The organism is uncultured Sulfitobacter sp. (assembly GCF_947497275.1).
GTDB lineage: Bacteria > Pseudomonadota > Alphaproteobacteria > Rhodobacterales > Rhodobacteraceae > Sulfitobacter.
Genome location: NZ_CANMFS010000002.1, coordinates 117,874 through 140,549, shown reverse-complemented (window position 1 = coordinate 140,549; position 22,676 = coordinate 117,874). Strand labels below are relative to the sequence as shown.

Here is a 22,676-nt window from a genome sequence, read left to right as displayed (position 1 = left end):
GTTCACTGCCTGTACACCCGCTCAATAGGTATCGTTTTTTTGCCGAGGCTTTTTGCCCCTTGAGAGGAATCCTATGCCAGCTTGGCCGATCCGCAAAGCCTGAAATGCGCCGATGTGAATATAATGCGGCGAAACTGCAACAACAGGTCGTTATTCCTGCGCCATCTCCGCGATGACCTGCGCCCAAAGCTCGGGCGGCTGTGCACCCGGTACCGCATGACGCCCGCCGACGATAAAGGTCGGGACCGATGATATGCCCATCGACCGGCTGTGCGCATCGCGTTCGCTTATGTCGTCCAGATCGGCGTCCGTCTCAAGCAGACGCCCCACCACAGAAGCATTCATTTCGATGCCGTCGGCGATATCGGCCAGAACCTCGGCGCTACCGATGTCGCGGGCATCCACGAAATGCGCCTTGAATAGCGCAGAGACAGCGGCGGTCTGCCGTCCCTCGATGCCGGCCCAATGGATCAGACGGTGCGCGTCCATCGTATTGGGCGTGCGCTTCATCGCTTCGAAATTGATGTTCAAACCGGCTTTTTCCGCGTGCTCGACCACGGGCGCGTAGGCTTTGACTGCGCCTTCCTTGCCGCCGAATTTCGCTTCGAGGTAGGCGCGCCTGTCCATCCCGGCCTTTGGCATGTCGGGGTTGAGCTGAAACGGATGCCATTCGATCAAGAACGGATGGTCAGGGTGTTGGGCCAGCGCCCGATCAAGATGCGCCTTGCCGATATAGCACCACGGGCAAATCGGATCGGACATGATATCGAGTTTTACGGTTTCGGTCATAGATCGGCCTCGAAGGTCTGGCGCAGGGATCGGCGCAGGATTTTGCCGTTGGCCCCCATGGGAAGCTCGGCCAGATGGATGTATGTGCGCGGCTGCTTGTACCGCGCGAGCGCGCCCTCGGCATATCCGCGCAAGCGCGCCTCGTCCAGTGGGGCGGGGCCGGTATAGAAGGCCGCAATCACGGTTACGTCCGGCTTTATCTCGACCTCGGCCACGCCCACGGCTGTGATACCGGGCAGGCGGGACAGGCACTGTTCTACCTCGATCGGAGAGACGCGAAAGCCGCCTGCGTTCATCATGTCGTCGGCCCGACCCAGATAGCTGACTTGTCCCTCTGCATCCATCACACCCTGGTCGCCGGTCAAGAACCAGTCTCCCTGAAAGCGTGCGCCGGTTTCCTCAGGCGCGCCGAGGTATTCGAGCATCAGGCCGGGGTCGCTGCGGTGCACCGCGATGGTGCCTTCGGTATCCAGTGGCACCGGACCATCCGGCCCGACGATGGCGATCCGGCGCCCGTCCTGCGGGCGGCCAAGCGCGTGACCGTCGCACGGATGCGCAGGACTTGCGGAGATAAAGGTGGAACACTCAGACATGCCGTACGCCTCAAAAATCGGCGTCCCTGTGGTTTCTTCCCAATGCTTGCGGGTTGCGGCGGGCAGCTTCTCGCCGGCGCTCAGGCCATGACGCAAGGCGGGCAGGTCGCGCAAGGTCGATTTTTGCAGCATCTGTCTGTACACGCCCGGAGCGGCGGCAAAAATCGTCGCTTCGGAGCGCGCGAGCAGCGTCGGCAGATCGGCGGCTTGCGTGCCTTGCTGCGCAATCAGTGCCGTCGCACCCGCTGTCCACGGGTCCATCAGGCCGGTGCCGAGCGTGTAGGTCCAGTTGAATGCACCCGCGTGCAACACCCGGTCCTGCGCGCCCAGACCGTACCAGCCATCGAACATCATCTGTCGCGCCCAGATGGCGCGATGCGCATGCACCACGGCGCGCGGCGTGCCGGATGTACCGGAGGTATAGATGATATACCCCGGACGCTCGGGATCGCCCATATGGAACTCTGCGGGCGGCAGGCTGCGCATCGCGCGCAGATCCTCCAGCAATACTGTGCGCGGATGATCGGGACAGGCGACCTGTGCATCGCGCAGGATCAGGGCCGGGTTCAGCGTTTCGATCATCGGCGCGACTTCGCCAACCGTCAGCGCCGTGGACGTCGGTACCGGCACCAGACCAGCGGCAAGCGCACCGAGATAGGCCAGCGGAAAATCGACCGTGTTGCCCAGACGCATGAGCACGCGGTCGCCGGGGACGCAGCCGCCCGCCAACAGACCCGTCGCAGTGCCAAGAACGGCCTGGAGGATTTCGCTGTGACGCCAGTCCTCGCTGCTTTCGGGGCCGAGGATACGCAGGGCAATCTTGTCGGGTGTTTCCAGGCCACGCGACAGGACATGGGCGGCCATGTTGAAGGGAGCGGGGCAAGGGCGCGCTGCGCCGAGATCGAATACAGATAGCATGGCACGATCGCTACCGCGCCGCGTGCGGCGTTGCAAGGCGCATGGCTTGACCGTATAGAGATTTGCATGACATCAGATGCTGCCAAATCCATGATCCAGATCGCCCGCGAAGACGGTGCCGCGCAGACCGTGCCGCCCGTGGATCTGGGCGCCCGGGTGCGCGAACTGCGCAAGGCGCGCGGTTGGACGCTGGAGCAGGCGGCGACACAGGCGGGGTTGGCCCGATCTACCTTGTCCAAGATCGAGAATGCGCAAATGTCACCGACCTATGACGCGCTCAAAAAGCTGGCGGTCGGCCTTGAGATATCGGTACCGCAGCTGTTCACGCCACCGGCAGCGGGCCAGATCAACGGGCGCATGGCGGTGACCAGATCCGGCGAGGGCACCGCGCAGGCGACGACAACCTACGAACACGAATTGTTGGCAGACAGCCTGCGCAAGAAGAACATGCTGCCGTACCGCGCGCGCGTGCGGGCGCGCAGCATGGAAGAATTCGATGGTTGGGTGCGCCACGACGGGGAGGAATTTCTTTTCGTGCTGACAGGTGTGATCCAGCTTTTCACCGAGTTCTACGAGCCGATCGAGATGCGGCGCGGCGACAGCGCGTATTACGACGCAGCGATGGGGCACAATGTGATTTCGGTCAGTTCCGACGATGCGACCATTCTCTGGGTGACGTCACTGGTCTGAAACGCGAACGCCGCGTGCGGGATCAGGGACTTTCGTCCCACCACCAGACTTCCGGCATCCACTCCGACCCGTCGCCGTAAATCGGTAGTGTCTTGGGGTACTTCATCTGCCGCACATGCGCGATACGCCCTTCGGTATAGGACCAGAACGGGATGACGAAGCGTCCCGCTGTCAACACTCTGTCGAGCGCGCGGGTGGCGGCGATGAAATCGGTGCTGTCGCGCGCGTCGAGCATCGCGTCGATCATCGCATCTATGGCCGGGTTGCGCGCACCCATCAGGTTGCGTGAACCGGGCTGGTCCGCCGCGTCGGCGCCCCAATAGAATCGCTGTTCATTACCGGGGCTGAGGGACAGCGCGCGTCTGAATATCGTCATGTCGAAATCGAAGTCGTTGGTGCGGGCAAAAAACTGGGCGTCGTCGACCGTTTCGACAGTGGCGGTGATCCCCAACCGCTCGAGCGCCTGGACGTAGAGCTCGGCGATGGCGATGTTTTCGCGGCTGCCCTTCGCCAACAGGATGCTGAATCCCAGCGGGGTGCCATCGCTCCGGCGTAGCAGGCCATCGGTCACGTTGTAACCCGCCGCCTCAAGCTGTGCTGTCGCTGCCCGGATTCCGGCGCGGTTGCGCGCAGAGCCATCCGAGACCGGCAGGCTGTAGCCTTCGATGGTGCCGGCCGGCAGTGTGTCCTGATAAGGCAACAGCAACTCTGCCACCCGACCCGACGCAGGGCCGTCGACCATGCCGAGTACCGAGTTGGAGAAATACGAGGTGATGCGTGGCTGCGCGCCCCCTGTGAGCGTGTCGTTGATGTATTCGAAATTGAACGCCTGGATCAGCGCGTCGCGCACCCGCCAATCGTCGAAAGGCGCGCGCCGGGTGTTCATTACGAAACCCGTCATGCCCGAAGGCTTCTTGTGTGGGATGACCGATTTTACGATGTCGCCACGCGCGATCGCGGGAAAATTGTATTGGCTGTCCCAGCTTTCGGCGTTGAATTCGCGAATGGCGGAAATCTCACCCGCTTTGAATGCCTCGAAAAGCACGTTTGCATCCCCGTAGAAATCGAGCTTGATCGTGTCGTAATTGTTCGTGCCTTGCCGGATCGGTATATCCGCGCCCCAATAGTCGCGGTTCCGCTCCAGCGTTACATAACGACCCGCCTCGTAATCGGTGATCCGGTAGGGGCCGGAGCCCAGTGGAACGTCGTGTATCGGCGCATCGGCGAAATCGCGGTTTTCCCATTGTGCCTTGCTGAGGATTGGACGCATACCGACAAGCAGAGCCAACTCGCGGTTCGATGTATTGAAGGTGAATTTCACCTTGCGCGGGCCGGTCCGTTCGATGGTTTCGATCTGGCTCATCAGTGTGTGATACTTGGGGTGTCCCTGTTCGCCCAGCAACTGGTACGAAAAAATCACGTCCTCGATTGTAAGGGGGCTGCCATCGGAAAAGGCGGTGTCGTCGCGCAGGGTAAATTCGACCCACGACCGGCTGTCATCCGTTTCGACCGATTCGGCCAGCAACCCATAAAGCGAGAAAGGCTCGTCCCAAGAGCGTCCCATCAACGTCTCGTGCGTGAAAAACGCCAATTGCCAGGGGGACGTGCCTTTGCGGATGAAGGGATTGAGGCTGTCGAATCCGCCCGTATTGCCTAAAACGATGTTGCCACCGTGCGGCGCGTCGGGATTCGCGTAGGGCAAATGTGCGAAATCGGGCGCGAGCGCGGGCGTCCCGTACATCGAAATACCGTGCGCAGGCTCGGCGAGAGCCGAAAAACCCGAGAGAATCACTGAAGAAACGGCCGCAAAGCCCCGCGCGATCTGGAAAAAATCCCAAGTCATTTTAGAAACAATCCTGCTCTGCCCTTATTTTATTACCCAAATGCTTATCCCCCTCAAGCGGCACGCGCAAACTTTATGCTTGGATTCAAGGCATGAATTCCGTATAAAGGTGTCACTGCTCGATAGGTTTCTTGCCTGTATGAAACCTGCCTCAATAACTTGACGCCCGCCTTGCGCGGGCGTTTTTTTTGTTTGGCATATTCGTGCCGGTTCCCGGAACGTCCCGGCGGGTTTGTGCATTTCCATTCAAGCTGCAGCGCGGCATGATATGCCAGCGCAATACCCATAACCAGGAGACACCGCCATGGCCTATACCATCGATCTGACCGGAAAGACTGCTGTCATCACGGGATCCAATTCCGGCATTGGGCTGGGCATCGCACGCATGCTCGCGCAGGCGGGGGCGGATATCGTCCTGAACTCGTTTACCGACGACGAGGCGGATCATGCGCTGGCCGCCGAGATCGCGGATGCAACAGGCGTGACCGCGCGCTACATCAAGGCGGACATGTCGAAAGGTCCCGAATGCCGCAAGCTGATCGAAGAGGCGGGCGCCTGCGATATCCTGATCAATAACGCAGGTATCCAGCATGTCGCGCCGATTCCCGAATTTCCGGTCGAGAAATGGGATGCGATCATCGCGATCAACCTCAGCTCGGCATTTCATACCACCGCGGCGGCATTGCCGATGATGCGGCGTGCAGGGTGGGGACGGGTGATCAATATCTCGTCGGCCCATGGGCTGACTGCTTCGCCCTACAAAGCGGCCTATATCGCGGCCAAGCACGGCATCGTTGGTCTGACGAAAACCACGGCGCTGGAAACCGCTGAGGAGCCGATCACCGCCAACGCGATTTGTCCGGGCTACGTTCTGACCCCGCTGGTTGAAAGCCAGATCCCCGATACGATGAAGGAATACGACATGGACCGCGAAAGCGTGATCCGCGATGTCATGCTGAAGCGTCAGCCGTCGAAAGATTTCGCCACTGTCGAACAACTCGGTGGTACAGCGACATTCCTGTGCTCTGCCGCTGCCGACCAGATCACGGGCACCACCGTCAGCGTCGATGGCGGCTGGACCGCGTTGTAAATAACTCGCCCCGCGCTGACGGTCGCGCGGGGCTGTCTGCCTATTCAGCGGCCATGCGCACGGCAAGATTCTGTGCCGTCAGAAAATCAGCAATCTGGTCGCGTACCACCTCTGCGATCGGCAGGGTTTGACCAAGATCGGCAAATGTCATCGCGGTGACGGTTCCCGCGCCGTCCTCCTTGTCCTCGGTCCGGCGCCAATCGGCATCCAGATGATCCGACAGATGCACTTCGCCCGCCAGTTCACCGGCACGGTAATGGCGGATGACCGGGTGAATGAACGGGTCCGGCTCTCCCCCGTGGGCGGTGTGCGCCCGTTTGACATGTGTGGGCGTCGCGCCGAAATTTCCGAACTCCAGCGTCACGACAAGGCTGTCCTCGCCCAGCATCTCAGGGGCTTCGGCCAGCCACTGTACCGGAAGGTCGCGGAAATGCCGCCCCGCCTGTTCACCGCCCACGTGGATTACGTCGCCCAGAAACCCGGGCTGCAGGAACATCGCCGATGACAGGCTGATCCGGTCTATGATGGTGTCGACCAGCGGTGCCGCTGTAGTGTCGATCTCTGTCGAGGGCAGGGGCGTCCCGTTGACACGTTGCGCGATGAAATGCGCGAGCATCGCGATGTTGTGGCGAAACCCATGCACAAAGCCCGACATCGTTTTCTTGAAATCGCGGCTTTGCATGATCGTTCCCGCGAACCACAGGTTCGGCGTGGTGCGTGCTTCCCATTGCGGTGTCATGACGGGGAATTTATCGAAGTGCTGTACCGCCGGGCGGATGTCTTCGTCGATGATCGTCGGATCCCACCGGAACCCCGTGCAGCAGATCACATGGTCGTAGCGCAGCACGATCTCGTGATCTTCGGCTGCCGTCATGCGCGCATGGACGAGGTAGGTATCGCCGTCCTTTTCGATGCGTACCGGGTTGGCGTCGACTACGGCGTTCTGCGATTTCAACTGGTAGGTGTCGATGAACTCCGTGTTCACGGCGCGCACATGGCCCACAAAATGGGTGTTCCAGGCGAATTTCAATGGATTGGGGCTCATCACATGGATGGCGGAGGCGTGTTCGATCATCTTCTGAGCGGTCTCGAAGGCCGCGTTGCCTTTGCCTAGAATCAACACCCGCTTGTTGTCGAACCGTTCCAAAGTGGCATCGAAGTCCATGTAATTCTCGGTCAGCTCGATGCCTTCGACATCTGGCAGCCACGGTTGCGTCACTCCGCTGGACACGACCACATGGCGCGCATGAAACTGGTGCCCGTCAGCCACCTCGACACAAAAGACCCCGTCCTGTTTGGAGATCCGTTGCACATCGGCGTTCAGGACAATGTCATCGCCCAAAAGCTCGGCGAACTCTTCGAGATAGCGCACGTACACATCCGCTTTCGGAAAATACCGGGTGGTATGGTCGCCGACGCTCAGACCCTCGTCGTTAAGAAGGCTGTTCCAGTCATAGCGCAACCGGGCATCTGCGTCCGCAAGCCCGGTATTTACCTTGTTGATCGAGATGAAATTCCGATGGCGTGGAAATTTGCGGAAAAAGCCGCTGACACCCGCACCGCGCTCAAGCAGGCGGACGCCCAGCCCCTGCTTGCGCAGGAGATACGCCGCCTGAAGCCCGGCGGGACCGGCCCCGACGATGCAACAGTCCAGTATGGTATCGTTTTGTTTCATTGCGTTTCCTTCACATGTGCTGCAGGTGCACCAAATGTATAGAACATTCGCTGCAGGCGCAGTGTCAACCCTGACGGGTGTTTTCACCCCTCGCGTGTTTTACAAGACACTTGCGCCGGCAGCGTGTGAATGGGCAGAACCAGAAAGAGGTCCGGGATGGCGCTGAAAAAAAAGATAAATCTTGCGTTGCAGGGCGGCGGAGCGCATGGCGCGTTCACGTGGGGGGTACTCGACCGGCTTCTTGAGGAAACTGATATAGAGATCTGCGGTATGTCGGGCACCTCTGCGGGGGCGCTCAACGGGGCCGCGTTGAAGGCGGGGCTTGCCTATGACGGGCGCAGTGGCGCGCGCGAAAATCTGGAGTGGCTGTGGTCGCAGGTGGCGGGCGTCAGCGATCTGCGCATGGCAAGCTGGCTTGCCCCCTTCGGTGTTGGCATCCTGAGCAACCAGATCGAATACAGCTGGCCCTTCGCCCTGAGCGATGTGATCAGCCGCGCGACCTCGCCGTATTCGTTCGGCCCGTTCTACAAAAACCCTCTCTCGGATATCGTGGCAAGGCTGGACTACGACAGGGTCTGTGCAGACACGGCACCTGCGTTCTTCGTCGGCGCGACGCGCGTGCGAAACGGCAAGATCCGCATTTTTCAGGGCTACGAAATTGGACCGGAGGCTCTGATGGCGTCCGCTTGTCTGCCAACGATTTTTCAGGCGGTCGAGATGTACGACGAAACAACCGGCCAGACCGAAGCGTTCTGGGATGGGGGTTATACCGGCAATCCGGCCCTCTTTCCACTTTTCGCCGATGGGTTGCCCGATGATATCGTGATTATCAACATCAACCCGTTGGAACGCGCTGACATTCCGACCACACCACAGCAGATCCAGAACCGGGTCAACGAGATCAGCTTCAACTCAAGCCTTCTGCGCGAACTGCGCGCCATTGATTTCGTACAACGCCTGATCGACGAAGGCACGCTGTCCTCTGATCGGATGAGCCGCGTGCGTATCCACATGATTGCCGACGATGCATTGATGGAACAGCTGTCCGCAGCAACAAAGATGATCCCCAACATCGCCGTCATTTCCGCGTTGAAGGAATCCGGCCGAACCGCCGCGGAAATATTTCTGCGCAACGATGTTGACAAGATCGGCAAGCAAAGCAGCGTCGATCTGCGCGCCATGTTCGACTGAACGATCAGCTTCGGTCCCGCAGGTCCGCGATCGGCGGTTTGCCGTCTTCCATTTCTCGGGCGTTGGGATAGACGAGCCCCGCCGAGATCACCAGTTTTGCGGTGTCCTCGACGGTCATGTCCAATTCGATCACGTCGCGCGCCGGCAGGAACAGCAGAAAGCCGGACGTGGGGTTCGGCGTGGTCGGCACGAAGATCGACAGTACTTCGCCGGACGGGTCCGATTTCTGTGCGATCTCGCCTTTGGCCGCTGTCGACACAAAGCCGATGGCCCACACACCGGGGCGTGGATACTGGATCAGGCAGGCCTTTTCGAAACTGCGATCTGACTGTGCAAAAATCGTCTCCGATATCTGTTTGATGCCGGAATAGATCGACCGCACCACGGGCGTACGTTCAACAAGGCTTTCGGCAAAGCGGATGAGAGAACGGCCGATAATACCCTTGGCAAGCCATCCCACCGCAATTGTGAACAGCAAGAAGATGATCAACCCGACGCCGCGCACGTTGATCTGCATCTCGGGATCGAGGCCAAAGTAATCCTGTATGAGCCGGTCGGGGTGATACCCGCGCGGCACCAACGGCAGCACGAAACCATCGATCCAGCCCACGACGGTCCAGATCAGCCACATCGTCAGCCCGACAGGCGCGATGACCACGAGACCGGTCAGAAAGCTCGCGCGCAGCCTGCCGATCAGGCCGCGTTTGGGCGGCGTGAGGGGGTCGGGATCAAATGGCGTGTTCATGTCTGGGTAAAATCCGACCAATTAAGACTGCTACTATAGCTAAGCGTTGGCATGTGCGGTCACAATGGCCTGAGCCGCCGCAGGAGCTATAATCAGACGAGTTCCAACGCAATTCGTGCCGCCAACGCCGCATTGTTGCGCACCAGTGCGATGTTCGCGTCGAGCGATCGTCCATCGGTCAATTCGAAGATTCGCTGTAGAAGATAGGGTGTCACGTCTTTGCCGGAGATACCGGCGCGCAGCGAATCTGTCTGTGCTGTCGCGATGATCGGGCCCATCTCGTGTGCCGGAATCTCGGCTTCCGAAGGGATCGGATTCGCGACAAGCTGACCACCGGGCAGGTTCAGCAGGGCCCGCGTCCGGTGCGCGGCGGCAATTCGGGCGGGGTCGTCCATGCGCAGCGGTGCCTTCAATCTTGACCCACGCGACCAGAAGGCGGGAAAGGCATCCTGACCGAAAGCAATGACAGGAACACCTTGCGTTTCCAATACTTCGAGGGTTTTGGCGACGTCCAGTATCGCCTTGGCGCCCGCCGCCACCACTGTCACCGGGGTCTGCGCCAGCTCCATGAGATCGGCGGAGATGTCGAAACTGTTTTCGGCCCCCTTGTGCACCCCGCCGATGCCTCCCGTCGCAAAGACATGAATGCCGGCCAGCCGTGCGGCGATCATTGTTGCGGCGACCGTGGTCGCACCGGTGCCACCCGTGGCGATACACGCGGCCATATCGGCCCTGCTCAATTTCTCGACGCCGCGGGCCTGGGCCAGACGGGTCAATTCTTCGTCTTCCAGCCCGATGTGCAGCGCACCTTCAATAACTGCGATGGTCGCAGGAACGGCGCCTGCATCACGGATATCCGCCTCCACGGTGCGCGCAACCTCTATGTTCTGGGGATGTGGCATACCGTGGGTGATGATCGTGCTTTCCAACGCAACAAGCGCGCCGCCCACGCTGCGGGCGTGCGCGACCTCGGCGGAATATTTCAAGGGAAGTGTCATATTTTCGTTTCTCCGGAGACATACAGGGCGGCGGCTTCCAAGGCTTCGCGCAGCGCGGCATCGCGGGTCAGACCGCGCACCTCCGCAGCAACATGGGCCGCCATGAAGGTGTCACCCGCGCCAGTGACGCGGGTCACGGATACGGCAGGCGGCTGTTGGACGCACAGGCTGTCGTGGTCCGCCGCCGTTGCTGGATTGCCGCCGTCTGTGACCACTGCGCGCCGGGCACCGCGCGCAAGCAAAGCCTGTGCCGCCACGTCAGAGCGGTCGAACCCGGTTTGGCACAACAGGCCCGCTTCTTCGAGATTGACGTAAAGCGTGCCGCGGCCTGCCTGCAAAAACGGCCCCAGCCGCAGCGCCTTGCCGGGCGAGGCAGGCGCCACACGCAGATCCGCGTGTTCGAGCAATGGGCTGCGCGCCATCACCGAAAGCAAGTCCACTGTCAGATTTCCGTCCAATGCCACGGCGCCTGGGAAGGGGTGCGCCAGCGCGCCCTCTTCCAAGGGGCGCAGGATCTTGTCGCCGGCCGCTTCGAGTGAATGCGCGTCGGCAATCGCCGCGATCAGCCCATTACTGCCCTCGACGGCCATGTACTGGTCTGTCGGAAGGTCTTCGGAGCGGTAAATCAGATCGGTCCGCAAACCACGCGCCTCGCAGGCCTTGACCAAATCGTCGCCTTCAACATCCCGGCCGACGGCGCTGAGCAGTGCCGGATTCAACCCGAACCGTTTCAGCGCCATCGCGATGTTCAGCGCGACACCACCGGGCAGGCGGGTAATACGACCGGGCATATCTGAGCCTTGGCGCATCGGGGTGTCGCACCGACCGATCACGTCCCAAAGGACAGATCCGATGCACAGAATGTCAGGTGTGTGTGTCATGCCCATCTTTTGGCGGGCCGAGTGTCCGCGCGCAAGGGGCGCGCACCTATTTTGCCGGTACCGCGAACGTCATCGACGCCCAGAGCGTTTCCCATACCGGGCCTTCAGCCACCGTGGTTGCATCCGCGACAGGGCGCAGGACAACGGCATCCAGCAAATACGTCAGACCCGGTTCAACCGGTATCGATGCGTTTCCCTGCGCATCGGTGCGCACAACGCTGACCGTGACCTCTTTTGCGTCGGTCTTGGCATAAACCTCGATCTGGGCATCCGCACGCGGTGCGCCTTTGTACATCAGGGATACATCGAGTGTGCCGTCGAAATCGGCCGCATAGGGATTCTCGCGCGCGATGAATTCAGTCAGCAGACCCATCGGACGGTCCGTCCCCTCGCCGTTGCCGACAGCGATGAGTGACTTCGAGTGCCGGGTATATGTCTCTTCGAAATTCTCTTTATCCCAGTCGCGCGCCTCGTGGATCGAAACGGCATCCGTAAAATCCTTGTGCTCGGTAAAAGCCACGAATTTTGACCATTTCTCGTAGGTAACGCTTGCCGGAGCCGCTTCGTGCGCGATGATCAAGAGCCCGTCGCCCCCCGGTAGGGACAACTGAACCGCTGGGCGGTCGCCCATGCGGCCCTCGATCTTGATGGTTTTCTCGCCCAGCACCGCCTCGAACCGGGTATTGCGCTGCGGGAAAAACGGCTGTGCGCTGCCGGAAAACAATTCGCCGTTACGAAGCTGTGCATGAACCGGTGCGTCACTTTCCACTTGAAACTTTATTGGTTCAATCCAGAATTCATGTGCGAAGGCTGGCACGCCGAAAAGGACCGTGCAGCCAATTGAAAGAAAGTGCTTAATATTCATGAGAAGATTTTCCTGTTTACTGCTGTTCAAGCTGACGTTGGTACTGGCATTGTCAAGCACGGTTGCGCGCGCTCACGAGGTTGTGCCGACGATTGCCGACCTGTCCGTGGCGGACGACACCGTGACACTCTCCTTGCAGATCAATCTCGAAGCGTTCCTTGCGGGCGTCGATCTGGACGCGACCGAAGACACCGACGAGTCACCGCTTGCGCGCGACTACGACACCTTGCGAGCCTTGCCAGCAGGCGAGCTTGCAAAGCGTGCGCCGCAGTTGTTGCCGGGGTGGAACGCCTTACCATTGCTCAGCGTGTCGGACACGTCGCTCGCGTTGCGAACCACATCCTTGACGGTGCCCACGGACGTTGACCCTGAATTGCCGCGCATCACGCAGTGGGTTCTGACCGCGCCGATCGTTGCGGGCGATACTTTGCGTGTGGCATGGCCCGACGGGGGCGGCGATCTGATTGTGCGCCAGCAGGGTGTTGATGCGCCTTATACGGGCCTTGTCAGCGGCGGCACCGCCGATGAAATCACCCTGTCGGGCGGCGATGCGCAAAACGGCTGGCAGGCGTTCGCAAGCTACATCCCCGTTGGGTTCGACCATATTCTGCCCAAGGGGCTCGACCACATCCTTTTTGTTCTAGGCCTGTTTTTCCTGTCGACCCACCTGCGGCCACTGATTTGGCAGGTCTCCGCGTTTACACTCGCGCATACTGTCACGCTCGCGCTTGGTGCGTTGGGATGGGTCAGCGTTCCGGGCAGTATCGTCGAGCCGCTGATCGCCGCTTCCATTGTATTCGTCGCGGTCGAAAACATCTTTGCCCACGGGCTCAATCCATGGCGACCTGTAGTGATCTTTGCCTTCGGTCTGCTGCACGGGCTCGGCTTTGCGTCGGTGCTGGGCGATTTCGGCTTGCCCGAGGACCAGTTCATTCCGGCGCTGCTCGGCTTTAACGTCGGCGTCGAATTGGGACAGCTGACCGTTATCGCCATCGCATTCGCGCTGGTGTTCTGGGCGATGCGCAAATCATGGTACCGTGCCGTAATCGCGATCCCGGCGTCCTGCGTGATTGCCGCGATCGGTGGTTATTGGGTGGTCGAGCGCACGCTGCTGTAGCGCGCGCCGGTCAACCGATTTCGGACCAAAGACCCCTGAGCGCCGCGACAGGATCGTCGTGGCGCCAGATTTCCTCTCCGATGCCGAAGAAATCGGTAACCGGTGCGAGCTTGCGGATCATTGTCGCGTCAAGCTGCCCTTCGGCGACACAAGGCACTTCAATCACCTGCGACCACCATTCGAACAGGTCAAGTTCCGCATAGCTGCCGTCATCGAGCGCGGAAGCCTGTACCGGACCGAATGCAACGTAATCTGCCCCCGCTTCACCCGCGCTCATCCCGTCATGGCGTGATCCGGCGCAGAAGCTGCCGACAATCGCGTCATCGCCCAGCGTCTTGCGGGCGTGGCGCACCGAACGGGCAGCGTCACTCAGGTGCACACCGTCGAGACCCAGCCGTTCTGCCAGAAGCGTGTGATCGGCGATCACGAAGGCGACGTCGCGCGCGTCTGTCTCAGCGCGCAGGGTATCCGCGGCGCGTGAGAGCGTATCTTCGTCGCGCGTGGCAAGTGCAAGACGGACGCAGGCGGCGGGCACTTCGTCGAGCACACGTGCGAGCGTCTGCGCAAAGCTCTCCAGCTCGATCTGCGGTGGTGTGATCAGGTAAAGCTGGGGCTGTTCGGGTGCGTCTGACATGAAATTGGTCCTTTGCGGGTCGGTTGCCTGTGCCTAGCCGATGGCGCGCGAAATGCAAACTTTTAAGAGGGCGTTCCGCAGGATCGCCGCGCGCGTTATTGGCAAGCGCGCGGCGAGGCGGTACACCACGCGGATGATCACCGAACCCCCCCAAATTCCCGCCATCGTCCTTGTCCGTCCGCAGATGGGTGAAAACATCGGCGCGGCGGCCCGTGCGATGCTGAACTTCGGGCTGGACCACATGCGCATCGTCGCCCCGCGCGACGGCTGGCCCAATCCGGCTGCGGTCGCGATGGCGTCGGGGGCGGGCAGGGTGCTGGACACAGCCCTGGTGTCACCCGATCTGCCGGTGGCACTGGCCGATGCAAGCTTTGTCTTTGCCACCACTGCACGCGACCGGGACATGACAAAGCCTGTCTATACACCCGAAGCCGCAATGCAGCTTGCGGCGGAAAAAATTGCGGACGGGCAGCGGGTTGCCGTGTTGTTCGGACCCGAGCGCGCGGGACTGGAAAACGACGATATTGCGCGGGCCAATGCCATCATCTCGGTACCGGTCAATCCACAGTTTGCCTCGCTCAATCTGGCGCAATGCGTTTTGTTGATGGGCTATGAGTGGATGCGCCAGCAGGGGGAGCAGGCGCCCGTTGTCCACGAGATGGCAGGCACCGACTGGGCGAAGCACTCTGAGATCGAGCATCTGGCACGGCATTACGAAGAACGCATGGAGGAGGCGGGTTTCTTCTTTCCCGTCCACAAGTCGCAGTCGATGAAGACCAACCTACGCAACATGTGGAGCCGCCTGCCGCTGACGCGTGCGGACGTGCAGATGCTGCACGGCACGTTGCGGCAGATGGTCCGATGGAAGGAACGCGGCTAGACCCCCGCGCCGCAAAGGCATACCAAACGCAAAAAGCAGATTGACGGAGGGCACGATGGCCACCAAACGCAAGCTTTTCGAAGACGTCGGCGACACCGGCACGACGCGGCCCGTAGCCACCAAAGGCGGGATTGACGCGGGCCGCAAGGGTGCACGCGGCGCAATCCGCATCTGGCTGATGATCCTGTTCGCTCTGGTTTTTCTGATGATCCTCGTAGGCGGCGCCACGCGGCTGACCGATTCCGGGCTCAGCATCACGGAATGGCGTCCGCTGACAGGGGCGTTGCCACCGTTGAACCAGCCTGACTGGGAGAGCGAGTTCGCGAAGTACCAGCAAATCGACGAGTTTCGGCTGCAAAACCAGTGGATGACGTTGACGGATTTCAAGGTGATCTATTGGTGGGAATGGGGGCACCGGCAGTTGGGCCGGGTGATTGGTCTGGTTTGGGCGCTTGGCTTTTTCGGCTTTCTGCTGCTGCGCAAGATCCCCACGGGATGGACCCCGCGGCTGCTGCTGTTGGGCGGGCTTGGCGGCCTGCAAGGCGCGATCGGCTGGTGGATGGTGTCCTCCGGCGTCACCTCTGGCACTGCGACGACGGATGTGGTCAGCACCCGGCTGGCTACGCACCTTGGGCTGGCGTTCGTGATCATGGGGTTCATCACTTGGTACGCGCTCAGCCTGGGGCGCACCGAACGCGATCTGATGCAGGCGCGCCGGGCCAAAGAGACCAAACTCTATGGCCTGTCGACGGGGCTATTGCACTTTACCTTCCTGCAAATCCTCATCGGTGCGCTGGTCGCCGGGATCGACGCGGGCCGGACCTATACCGACTGGCCGCTGATGGCCGGGCAGTTCTTTCCGCCTCAGGCCTTCGTGCTTGAGCCTACGTGGCGCAATTTCATCGAGAACCCGGGCCTCGTGCAGTTCATTCACCGCATGACGGGCTATGCGCTGTTCGCCTTCGCCGTCGTCGTCTGGATGCGCGGACGCAGATCCGCGCATCCCAACACCCGCTTTGCATTCAATGCCTTGTTTGCGGCGCTCACGCTTCAGGTTGTGCTGGGCATTACCACCGTGCTCTATGAGGCGATCCTGCCCGTCGCACTCGCGCATCAGGGGCTGGCCGTTCTGGTCTGGGTCCTGATCCTGCGGGCGCGTCATCTGGCGCTTTATCCCATTGCCACATCGCTCAGAGGAGCACGCACATGACCGCCTACGATAACCTGATGGACCACGTCCGCGAAACCGAAGCTCTGGCGCAAGTCGCTGGCCGGCTTGGATGGGACCAGGAAACGGTGATGCCGCGCGGGGCGGCGCCGCAGCGGGCCGAGGAAATGGCGGCGATGGAAAGTGTACTGCACGCGCGCCGCCTCGACCCGCACATCGGCGCGTGGCTGGAGCAGATCGACGCAAGTGGGTTTGATGCCGTAGCGCAGGCGAACCTGCGCCACATACGCCGCAGCTTTGACCGCGCCAGCAAGGTGCCCGCACAACTGGCGGCCCGGATCGCACGGGTCACGTCGCAGGCACAAGGTATCTGGGCCGAGGCGCGCGCGGCCGATGATTTCAAGGCTTTCGCGCCCACCCTGGCCGAGGTCATCATGCTCAAGCGCGAGGAAGGTCAGGCGCTGGCAGCAGGCGAGGACATCTATGACGCGATGCTTGCCGACTACGAGCCCGGCACCACCGCTGCGCAACTCGACGCGATGTTCGGCGCGCTGCGCCCGGTTCTGGCGGAACTGCGCGCCAAGGTGCGCGATGCGCAAGCACCCCAACGCCTCGAAGGCACCTTCGACGAAGCCGCCCAGATGAAACTGACGCGTCAACTGGCCAAGACCTTTGGCTATGACATGACACGGGGCAGGGTAGACAAGGCGGTGCATCCATTCTCCTCCGGGTCGGGACTTGATGTGCGCATTACCACACGCACCAACCGGGTGGATCCGTTCAACTGCTTTTATTCGACCATCCACGAGGTTGGACACGCCGCCTATGAGCAGAACATCGATGACGCCTATCTGCTGACCCCGCTGGGGAGCGGGGTGTCGATGGGCGTACACGAAAGCCAGAGCCGGATCTACGAGAACCAGATTGGACGCAGCAGGGCGTTCACGGGCTGGCTTTATGGTCAGATGAAGGACGCCTTTGGCGACATAGGCATCGCGGACGAGGATGCCTTCTTTGCGGCGGTGAACCGGGTGAATGACGGGTTCATCCGCACGGAGGCGGATGAGCTACAATACAATCTGCATGTTCTCCTGCGTTACGATCTTGAACGCGCGTTGATGGGCAATGATCTGCAGGTGAGCGATCTGGAAGCAGCCTGGAACGATCGATTCGAAGCCGATTTCGGTTTTGCCGTCGACAAACCGTCCAATGGTGTTCTGCAGGATGTACATTGGTCGGTCGGCTTGTTCGGATATTTCCCGACATACAGTCTTGGCAATGTTTATGCAGGTTGTCTGAACGAAACGATGCGCACGGCGCTGCCGGATCTCGACAGTGCGCTGGCTCAGGGCGACACCAGCCCCGCCACCAACTGGCTGCGCGAGAACGTACAGACCCATGGCGGACTGTATGAGCCGAGGGAGGTGATCGAGCGCGCGAGCGGTCGGAAAGTAAGCGAAAAGCCGCTGCTGAGCTACCTCACAGCGAAGTTTTCTGATCTGTACGGTGTTTAAGAAGGCGAGATACAGCTTATTGCGGGAAACGCTGCTTTAGTTTGGAAACTTTAACTACTATACAACGTTTTTGCATTGAATACGGACATTGTTCGTATGGCTGTTTCCAAGATCTGGGTATCGGACAGCCTTTAACTTTATATCGAAGGGGGAAACCATGAAGAAAATTTTCGCAATCATGAGCATCGCAGGCGTTGCGGCCTTGTCCACTACTGCTGCAACCGCGCAGGTCACAAAACAGCAGGCCGTTCTGGGCGCATCATCCGATCCTGTCTACTCGGTCCGGGTCGAGGGTGCGAACGGTGTTATTTACAAATGCAAACCCGAATTGACGACCACGGCCGATGGCACTCCGGCCCGCGTCTGCGTCCGCGAAAAGGGCGACGGCGGTACGGTTTTTGATTCCGGAACCGGGATCGGCAACGCGGCACCTGCGGCAGCAGCGGTGCTTGTGGCCGTTGCGATTATCGCCAGCGACGACGACAATGACGACGCATCCGGCACGGCAAACGGCACCGGCAACTAGATCTGGACGTTTCAATCCAACTAAACTGAATTTTAAGATGAGCCACTTCGTGCTGAAGTGGCTCATTTTCGTTCATCCCTGACTTGCCTAAGCTCCGGCGTCTTCGGCACTGTCCTCATCGGCAGCATCGCCCTGATCGGCAATACGGGCCACGCTCACGACAAACTCATTCTTGCCGGTGTCGAACACCTTAACACCGCCGGCGCTGCGCGATCGGAACGAGATGCCCTCGACGGGAACGCGGATCGACTGGCCTTTGGAGGTCGCAAGCATGATCTGGTCATCCATCTCGACCGGGAAGGATGCGACAATCTCACCGCCCCGCATGGCCCTGTCCATCGCCGTCACGCCCATGCCGCCACGTCCCCGCACCGGGTAGTCATGGCTCGAGCTCAGTTTACCGGCGCCGCCCGCCGTTATGGTCAGGATGAGGTTTTCGGCGGCGGACATCTCCACGTACCTCTCGTTCGAGAAGTTTGGATCTGCCGGCGCTTCTTCCTCTTCCAGTTCCTCGTCGACCAGGCCCGCCATGGCGCGGCGCATTTTGAGATAGGCGGTCCGTTCTTCAGACGTCGCATCGAAATGGCGGATGATCGACATTGAAACGACCGTGTCATCGTCGCCCAGTCTGATCCCGCGCACACCCACGGAGGCGCGGCTGTTGAACACGCGGACGTCCGTTGCCGGGAAACGGATTGCGCGCCCTGAATTGGTGACCAGCATTACGTCGTCGTCGTTGCTGGCGATGCGCGCATTGATCAGTGTCGTCTGCGCGTGATCGTCCTCGAACTTCATCGCGATCTTGCCGTTGCGCATTACATTGGTGAAATCAGAAAGCTTGTTGCGGCGCACCGTGCCTGCGGAAGTGGCGAACACCACCTGAAGGTCGTCCCAATCCTTTTCGTCGCGATCCACCGGCATGATGGCCGCAATCGACACGCCCGGCGGGATCGGCAGTATGTTGACGATGGCCTTGCCCTTGGACGTGCGTCCGCCCTGCGGCAAACGCCAGGTCTTGAGTTTGTAAACCATACCATCGGTGGTGAAGAACAGAAGTTGCGTGTGGGTATTTGCCACGAACAACGTCGTTACCACGTCGTCTTCCTTGAGCGCCCCACCCGAGACCCCTTTGCCGCCGCGTTTTTGGCTGCGGAAATCAATGAGCGGTGTGCGCTTGATATAGCCCCCCGATGTCACGGTCACGACCATGTCTTCACGCGCGATGAGGTCCTCGTCGTCCATGTCGCCGGACCAGTCGACGATCTCGGTGCGTCGCGGCACGGCGAAAAGATCGCGCACCTCAGTCAGCTCGTCCGCGATGATACCCATGATCCGGTCACGCGATCCGAGAATTTCGAGGTATTCCTTGATCTTGCCTGCCAGTTCTTCAAGCTCGTCGGTGACTTCCTTCACCCCGATCTGCGTAAGGCGCTGCAAGCGCAACTCCAGGATCGCGCGCGCCTGCGCTTCAGACAGATTGTAGGTGCCGTCGTCGTTGGCGGTATGGGTCGGGTCGTCGATCAGCGCGATATACTGGAGAATCGATTCGGCGGGCCAGCGCCGTGTCATCAGCTTTTCTCGGGCTTCGGCCGCGTCTGCCGATGCGCGGATCGTCGCCACGACTTCATCGATGTTGGTGACGGCAACGGCCAGACCACACAGGATATGACTGCGCTCGCGCGCCTTGCGCAGCAGATACGCGGTCCGGCGGGCCACGACGTCTTCGCGGAAGTCGATGAAGGATGTGAGGAACCGGCGTAACGTCAGGGTTTCGGGCCGCCCGCCGTTGAGCGCAAGCATATTGCAGCCGAAATAGGTCTGCATCGGGGTGAAACGGAACAGCTGGTTCATTACGACTTCGGCAGTCGCGTCGCGTTTCAATTCGACCACCACGCGCACGCCGTTGCGGTCGGATTCGTCCTGCACATGGGCAATGCCGTCGATCTTCTTTTCGCGCGCCTGCTCGGCTATCCGTTCAATCATGGTGGATTTGTTCACCTGATACGGGATCTCGTCGATCACGATGGCCCAGCGGTCCTTGCGGATCTCCTCGACCCGGCATTTTGAGCGGATGATGACGCTGCCGCGCCCCTCCAGATAGGCTTTGCGCGCGCCAGACCGGCCCAGCATGATGCCCCCCGTCGGAAAGTCGGGGCCCGGCACATAATCGATCAGCTGCTCGGAGGTCAGATCCGGATCCTCGATCAGGGCGAGACAGGCGTCGATCACTTCACCCAGATTGTGCGGCGGGATATTCGTGGCCATGCCGACGGCAATGCCGCCCGCGCCATTGACCAGCATGTTGGGAAAGCGGGCGGGCAGGACAGTCGGCTCTTTTTGCTTGCCGTCGTAGTTGTCCTGAAAATCGACGGTGTCCTTGTCGATATCCGCCAGCAGGAACGCCGCCGGCTTGTCCATCCGCACCTCGGTATAGCGCATGGCCGCCGCGTTATCGCCGTCCATCGAGCCAAAGTTGCCCTGGCCGTCGAGCAACGGCAGCGACATCGAGAAATCCTGTGCCATGCGAACAAGCGCATCGTAGATCGCGGAATCACCGTGCGGGTGGTACTGGCCCATCACGTCGCCGACCGGGCGCGCCGATTTGCGATAGGGCTTGTCTGCCGTGTTGCCTGTTTCGTGCATGGCGAAAAGGATGCGTCGATGCACCGGCTTCAGACCGTCCCGCAGATCGGGAATCGCGCGGCTCACGATGACGCTCATCGCATAGTCGAGATAGCTGGTGCGCATCTCGTGTTCGATCGTCACGGACGGACCGTCAAAAACAGGCCTTTCGGATCGGTTTTCGTCTTCGTTTTCAGGGGTTTCCGGCGTATCGCTCAAAGTCTGTCCCAGCTTGGCTGATGTGTTCTATATCTTGCGCAAAACTATAGCCCGAAGGGCATATAGGGTGCAATCCAATTGCTTTGACAAGAGGCCGCATCCCTTGGCAGCACTCAGGTGAGAGTGATAACACATTGTTTTCGTTGAAAAGTAATATTTCTGTGGCACTCTGGTCCTGTCGCAGCAGAAAGGAAGCACAAAATGGCTCCGTCGGAAACCAAAATGATGTTGAAGGGCTACGGGCTGACCACCGCGGAATTGTTTTACCGCATGCCCGACTATACGCATGTGCTGAACAGCTATGTCTGGCAGGAATACGATCTGGCTCCGGATCACCGGAAGCTGTTTCAGTTCGTGGAGTTCTGGCAAGAGCAAATCGAAGGACCACTCCATTCCGTCCGTTTCAGCCATCGCAAGCTGATCGGTCCGGGCGAATGGCGCAACGTGGTCGGCGAGTTGACGCTGCACTGACGCATATTTCCGCCGGATCAGAACAAATTTCGCTGCTATTCAGAGCCCGCTAACGCGGCCAGGAGGGCACCCCATGCAACGGCTACTGGTCGATCAATATGTCGGGCAACGGCGCGGTCAAACAACGGGTTCACGCAAGGCTGAATGACCTGCTGAAACATTCGTCCGCCGTCGGGACGCGTTAGGCAGAGCAGCTGGCGCCGCCCAGCACGCAGAACTTGGCGCAGTGGGGGTGGTTCAGGGCTACGTCGCGCTCGGCCTCCGCCAGCGTCGTGCCCAACTCGAATTCGGGCGCGTAGGGCAACAGTGTGCAGGCAAGCACGGCGGGCTTCTGCGCTCCCTTGCGCTTGACCACCATGCGCGAGGACGCACACATCACCGCGTCGGGAGACACATCGAGGATGCTCCAACAGGCGGTGGTAATCTCAGGCACTTCGATATTCTCGTCCATCTCTGGGAACAGAACAGTCATACCGGGGTCCTGCGCGTCGATGTCGAAGCCGTGCCGTGCGAAGAAATCCGCGTATCCCGCGCGGCTGTCGGAATCGCTGTCGCCGAAGATCGAGCGCCCGGCCACCGCCATGCGCACACCGTTGGCGGCGAGCCATTCCATCCCCGCGATTGTCTTGTCGAAGGCACCAGCGCCGCGCTCTGCGTCATGAAGCCCGGGATCGTAATGATCCACCGAAATGCGCATTGTCAGCTTGCCCGGATAGGCCGTGTTGAGCCGCAAGATTCCTTCGCGCATTTTCTTTCGCATCATCGGCATCATCGCGTTCGTGAGAATCAGCACGTCGTACCCGCGCGCAAGTGCGGCGTGCGTGATGTCGATCATCTGAGGGTTCATGAACGGCTCGCCGCCCGTGAAACCGATCTCGCGAACGGCCCATTTGCGCTCTTCGAGCTGATCAAGATACGCGTCCACCTCTGCTGCAGTGATGTACACCAGCGCATCATTTGTCGGGCTCGACAGGATATAGCAGTTTGCACATTCGATATTGCACAGGGTGCCGGTATTGAACCAAAGCGTCTGCGGATCGCGCAGCGAAACCCGCGCGCGCGCCTCGCCCTTGGCGGTCGTGTCGGGATCGGAAAACTTCCCGAGATTGGCAGAGGCGGTATCTTTCATTCGACAGGGCCCTTCAATTCGTACGCAAATTCATGTCGGTGATGGGTTAAGTTAATCCGAAGCACAAGAAAAGAACCCCCGAGGGAAAGCACACTCTTGTGACCGGTGATTATCTTGC

20 protein-coding genes are annotated in these 22,676 nt (G+C 60.4%); 9 read left to right on the top strand and 11 right to left on the bottom strand.

Annotation, left to right across the window (positions count from 1 at the left end):
- Positions 1-150 precede the first annotated feature (150 nt).
- Positions 151-789, bottom strand: coding sequence for a DsbA family oxidoreductase (locus tag Q1A06_RS04640; protein WP_299559248.1), 639 nt, complete (start codon positions 787-789; stop codon positions 151-153).
- On the bottom strand, positions 786-2,300 hold the full coding sequence (locus Q1A06_RS04635) for a class I adenylate-forming enzyme family protein (protein ID WP_299559246.1): 1,515 nt from the start codon (positions 2,298-2,300) through the stop codon (positions 786-788). The genes Q1A06_RS04640 and Q1A06_RS04635 overlap by 4 nt, the downstream gene beginning before the upstream one ends.
- A gap of 66 nt (positions 2,301-2,366) precedes the next feature.
- On the opposite strand from Q1A06_RS04635, the gene Q1A06_RS04630 reads away from it, so the two are divergent.
- Positions 2,367-2,990 carry an XRE family transcriptional regulator gene (locus Q1A06_RS04630; RefSeq protein WP_299559244.1) on the top strand — a complete coding sequence of 208 codons (624 nt, stop codon included), beginning with the start codon at positions 2,367-2,369 and terminating at the stop codon, positions 2,988-2,990.
- Between the two features lie 22 nt (positions 2,991-3,012).
- Here Q1A06_RS04630 and Q1A06_RS04625 read toward each other — a convergent pair whose 3' ends face one another.
- A complete protein-coding gene (locus Q1A06_RS04625) occupies positions 3,013-4,731 on the bottom strand; it encodes an extracellular solute-binding protein (protein ID WP_299560503.1) in 1,719 nt (572 codons plus the stop codon).
- A 406-nt stretch (positions 4,732-5,137) separates the two neighbouring features.
- Between Q1A06_RS04625 and Q1A06_RS04620 the strand changes: the two genes are divergently transcribed.
- Positions 5,138-5,923 carry a 3-hydroxybutyrate dehydrogenase gene (locus tag Q1A06_RS04620; RefSeq protein ID WP_299559242.1) on the top strand — a complete coding sequence of 262 codons (786 nt, stop codon included), beginning with the start codon at positions 5,138-5,140 and terminating at the stop codon, positions 5,921-5,923.
- 40 nt (positions 5,924-5,963) lie between these two features.
- Here Q1A06_RS04620 and Q1A06_RS04615 read toward each other — a convergent pair whose 3' ends face one another.
- Entirely contained in the window at positions 5,964-7,598 is a 1,635-nt protein-coding gene (locus tag Q1A06_RS04615) for an NAD(P)-binding domain-containing protein (RefSeq protein ID WP_299559240.1), read from the bottom strand.
- A gap of 156 nt (positions 7,599-7,754) precedes the next feature.
- Here Q1A06_RS04615 and Q1A06_RS04610 point away from each other — a divergent pair, with 156 nt between their 5' ends.
- Positions 7,755-8,789, top strand: coding sequence for a patatin-like phospholipase family protein (locus tag Q1A06_RS04610; RefSeq protein WP_299559238.1), 1,035 nt, complete (start codon positions 7,755-7,757; stop codon positions 8,787-8,789).
- A gap of 4 nt (positions 8,790-8,793) precedes the next feature.
- Here Q1A06_RS04610 and Q1A06_RS04605 read toward each other — a convergent pair whose 3' ends face one another.
- The 4 genes from Q1A06_RS04605 to Q1A06_RS04590 all read right to left on the bottom strand — a co-directional run bounded on the left by Q1A06_RS04605 (position 8,794) and on the right by Q1A06_RS04590 (position 12,278).
- Positions 8,794-9,534, bottom strand: coding sequence for a DUF502 domain-containing protein (locus Q1A06_RS04605; RefSeq protein ID WP_299559236.1), 741 nt, complete (start codon positions 9,532-9,534; stop codon positions 8,794-8,796).
- 92 nt (positions 9,535-9,626) lie between these two features.
- Entirely contained in the window at positions 9,627-10,532 is a 906-nt protein-coding gene (locus tag Q1A06_RS04600) for a pseudouridine-5'-phosphate glycosidase (protein WP_299559234.1), read from the bottom strand.
- A complete protein-coding gene (locus Q1A06_RS04595; protein WP_299559232.1) occupies positions 10,529-11,413 on the bottom strand; it encodes a PfkB family carbohydrate kinase in 885 nt (294 codons plus the stop codon). Before Q1A06_RS04595 ends, Q1A06_RS04600 begins: the two co-directional genes overlap by 4 nt.
- A 46-nt stretch (positions 11,414-11,459) precedes the next feature.
- Entirely contained in the window at positions 11,460-12,278 is an 819-nt protein-coding gene (locus Q1A06_RS04590) for a DUF4198 domain-containing protein (protein WP_299559230.1), read from the bottom strand.
- On the opposite strand from Q1A06_RS04590, the gene Q1A06_RS04585 reads away from it, so the two are divergent.
- Positions 12,277-13,395, top strand: coding sequence for a HupE/UreJ family protein (locus Q1A06_RS04585; protein ID WP_299559228.1), 1,119 nt, complete (start codon positions 12,277-12,279; stop codon positions 13,393-13,395). The two genes, Q1A06_RS04590 and Q1A06_RS04585, sit on opposite strands and share 2 nt — an antisense overlap.
- Before the next feature lie 10 nt (positions 13,396-13,405).
- On the opposite strand, the gene Q1A06_RS04580 is transcribed toward Q1A06_RS04585, so the two are convergent.
- The gene (locus tag Q1A06_RS04580) at positions 13,406-14,029 is read right to left on the bottom strand and encodes a thiamine phosphate synthase (protein ID WP_299559226.1); all 624 of its coding nucleotides are present in this window, start codon (positions 14,027-14,029) and stop codon (positions 13,406-13,408) included.
- Positions 14,030-14,162: 133 nt separating this feature from the next.
- Here Q1A06_RS04580 and Q1A06_RS04575 point away from each other — a divergent pair, with 133 nt between their 5' ends.
- The 4 genes from Q1A06_RS04575 (at position 14,163) to Q1A06_RS04560 (ending at position 18,117) form a co-directional block, all read left to right on the top strand.
- On the top strand, positions 14,163-14,909 hold the full coding sequence (locus Q1A06_RS04575) for an RNA methyltransferase (protein WP_299559224.1): 747 nt from the start codon (positions 14,163-14,165) through the stop codon (positions 14,907-14,909).
- A 55-nt stretch (positions 14,910-14,964) separates the two neighbouring features.
- The gene (gene ctaA / locus Q1A06_RS04570) at positions 14,965-16,119 is read left to right on the top strand and encodes a heme A synthase (protein ID WP_299559222.1); all 1,155 of its coding nucleotides are present in this window, start codon (positions 14,965-14,967) and stop codon (positions 16,117-16,119) included.
- Positions 16,116-17,591 carry a carboxypeptidase M32 gene (locus Q1A06_RS04565; RefSeq protein ID WP_299559220.1) on the top strand — a complete coding sequence of 492 codons (1,476 nt, stop codon included), beginning with the start codon at positions 16,116-16,118 and terminating at the stop codon, positions 17,589-17,591. Before ctaA ends, Q1A06_RS04565 begins: the two co-directional genes overlap by 4 nt.
- A gap of 157 nt (positions 17,592-17,748) precedes the next feature.
- Positions 17,749-18,117, top strand: a complete 369-nt coding sequence (locus Q1A06_RS04560) for a hypothetical protein (protein WP_299559218.1) — start codon at positions 17,749-17,751, stop codon at positions 18,115-18,117.
- A gap of 87 nt (positions 18,118-18,204) precedes the next feature.
- Here the strand turns inward: Q1A06_RS04560 and gyrA are convergent, their stop codons facing one another.
- Complete coding sequence (gene gyrA, locus Q1A06_RS04555) at positions 18,205-20,958, bottom strand: DNA gyrase subunit A (RefSeq protein WP_299559216.1); 2,754 nt, start codon at positions 20,956-20,958, stop codon at positions 18,205-18,207.
- Positions 20,959-21,159: 201 nt separating this feature from the next.
- Between gyrA and Q1A06_RS04550 the strand changes: the two genes are divergently transcribed.
- Positions 21,160-21,429, top strand: coding sequence for an usg protein (locus tag Q1A06_RS04550; protein WP_299559214.1), 270 nt, complete (start codon positions 21,160-21,162; stop codon positions 21,427-21,429).
- Positions 21,430-21,610: 181 nt separating this feature from the next.
- Here Q1A06_RS04550 and Q1A06_RS04545 read toward each other — a convergent pair whose 3' ends face one another.
- Positions 21,611-22,558, bottom strand: coding sequence for a radical SAM protein (locus tag Q1A06_RS04545; RefSeq protein WP_299559212.1), 948 nt, complete (start codon positions 22,556-22,558; stop codon positions 21,611-21,613).
- Positions 22,559-22,676: the final 118 nt, after the last annotated feature.

What these genes read in the sequence shown, in the direction of transcription:
- Q1A06_RS04625 (WP_299560503.1), bottom strand. Translation starts at nt 4,731, where the DNA reads ATGTACGGGACGCCCGCGCTCGCGCCCGATTTCGCACATTTGCCCTAC.
- Q1A06_RS04585 (WP_299559228.1), top strand. Translation starts at nt 12,277, where the DNA reads ATGAGAAGATTTTCCTGTTTACTGCTGTTCAAGCTGACGTTGGTACTG.
- Q1A06_RS04590 (WP_299559230.1), bottom strand. Translation starts at nt 12,278, where the DNA reads ATGAATATTAAGCACTTTCTTTCAATTGGCTGCACGGTCCTTTTCGGC.
- Q1A06_RS04595 (WP_299559232.1), bottom strand. Translation starts at nt 11,413, where the DNA reads ATGACACACACACCTGACATTCTGTGCATCGGATCTGTCCTTTGGGAC.
- Q1A06_RS04640 (WP_299559248.1), bottom strand. Translation starts at nt 789, where the DNA reads ATGACCGAAACCGTAAAACTCGATATCATGTCCGATCCGATTTGCCCG.
- ctaA (WP_299559222.1), top strand. Translation starts at nt 14,965, where the DNA reads ATGGCCACCAAACGCAAGCTTTTCGAAGACGTCGGCGACACCGGCACG.
- Q1A06_RS04600 (WP_299559234.1), bottom strand. Translation starts at nt 10,532, where the DNA reads ATGACACTTCCCTTGAAATATTCCGCCGAGGTCGCGCACGCCCGCAGC.
- Q1A06_RS04635 (WP_299559246.1), bottom strand. Translation starts at nt 2,300, where the DNA reads ATGCTATCTGTATTCGATCTCGGCGCAGCGCGCCCTTGCCCCGCTCCC.
- Q1A06_RS04560 (WP_299559218.1), top strand. Translation starts at nt 17,749, where the DNA reads ATGAAGAAAATTTTCGCAATCATGAGCATCGCAGGCGTTGCGGCCTTG.
- Q1A06_RS04545 (WP_299559212.1), bottom strand. Translation starts at nt 22,558, where the DNA reads ATGAAAGATACCGCCTCTGCCAATCTCGGGAAGTTTTCCGATCCCGAC.
- Q1A06_RS04615 (WP_299559240.1), bottom strand. Translation starts at nt 7,598, where the DNA reads ATGAAACAAAACGATACCATACTGGACTGTTGCATCGTCGGGGCCGGT.
- Q1A06_RS04630 (WP_299559244.1), top strand. Translation starts at nt 2,367, where the DNA reads ATGACATCAGATGCTGCCAAATCCATGATCCAGATCGCCCGCGAAGAC.
- Q1A06_RS04605 (WP_299559236.1), bottom strand. Translation starts at nt 9,534, where the DNA reads ATGAACACGCCATTTGATCCCGACCCCCTCACGCCGCCCAAACGCGGC.
- Q1A06_RS04575 (WP_299559224.1), top strand. Translation starts at nt 14,163, where the DNA reads ATGATCACCGAACCCCCCCAAATTCCCGCCATCGTCCTTGTCCGTCCG.
- Q1A06_RS04550 (WP_299559214.1), top strand. Translation starts at nt 21,160, where the DNA reads ATGGCTCCGTCGGAAACCAAAATGATGTTGAAGGGCTACGGGCTGACC.
- Q1A06_RS04565 (WP_299559220.1), top strand. Translation starts at nt 16,116, where the DNA reads ATGACCGCCTACGATAACCTGATGGACCACGTCCGCGAAACCGAAGCT.
- Q1A06_RS04610 (WP_299559238.1), top strand. Translation starts at nt 7,755, where the DNA reads ATGGCGCTGAAAAAAAAGATAAATCTTGCGTTGCAGGGCGGCGGAGCG.
- Q1A06_RS04580 (WP_299559226.1), bottom strand. Translation starts at nt 14,029, where the DNA reads ATGTCAGACGCACCCGAACAGCCCCAGCTTTACCTGATCACACCACCG.
- Q1A06_RS04620 (WP_299559242.1), top strand. Translation starts at nt 5,138, where the DNA reads ATGGCCTATACCATCGATCTGACCGGAAAGACTGCTGTCATCACGGGA.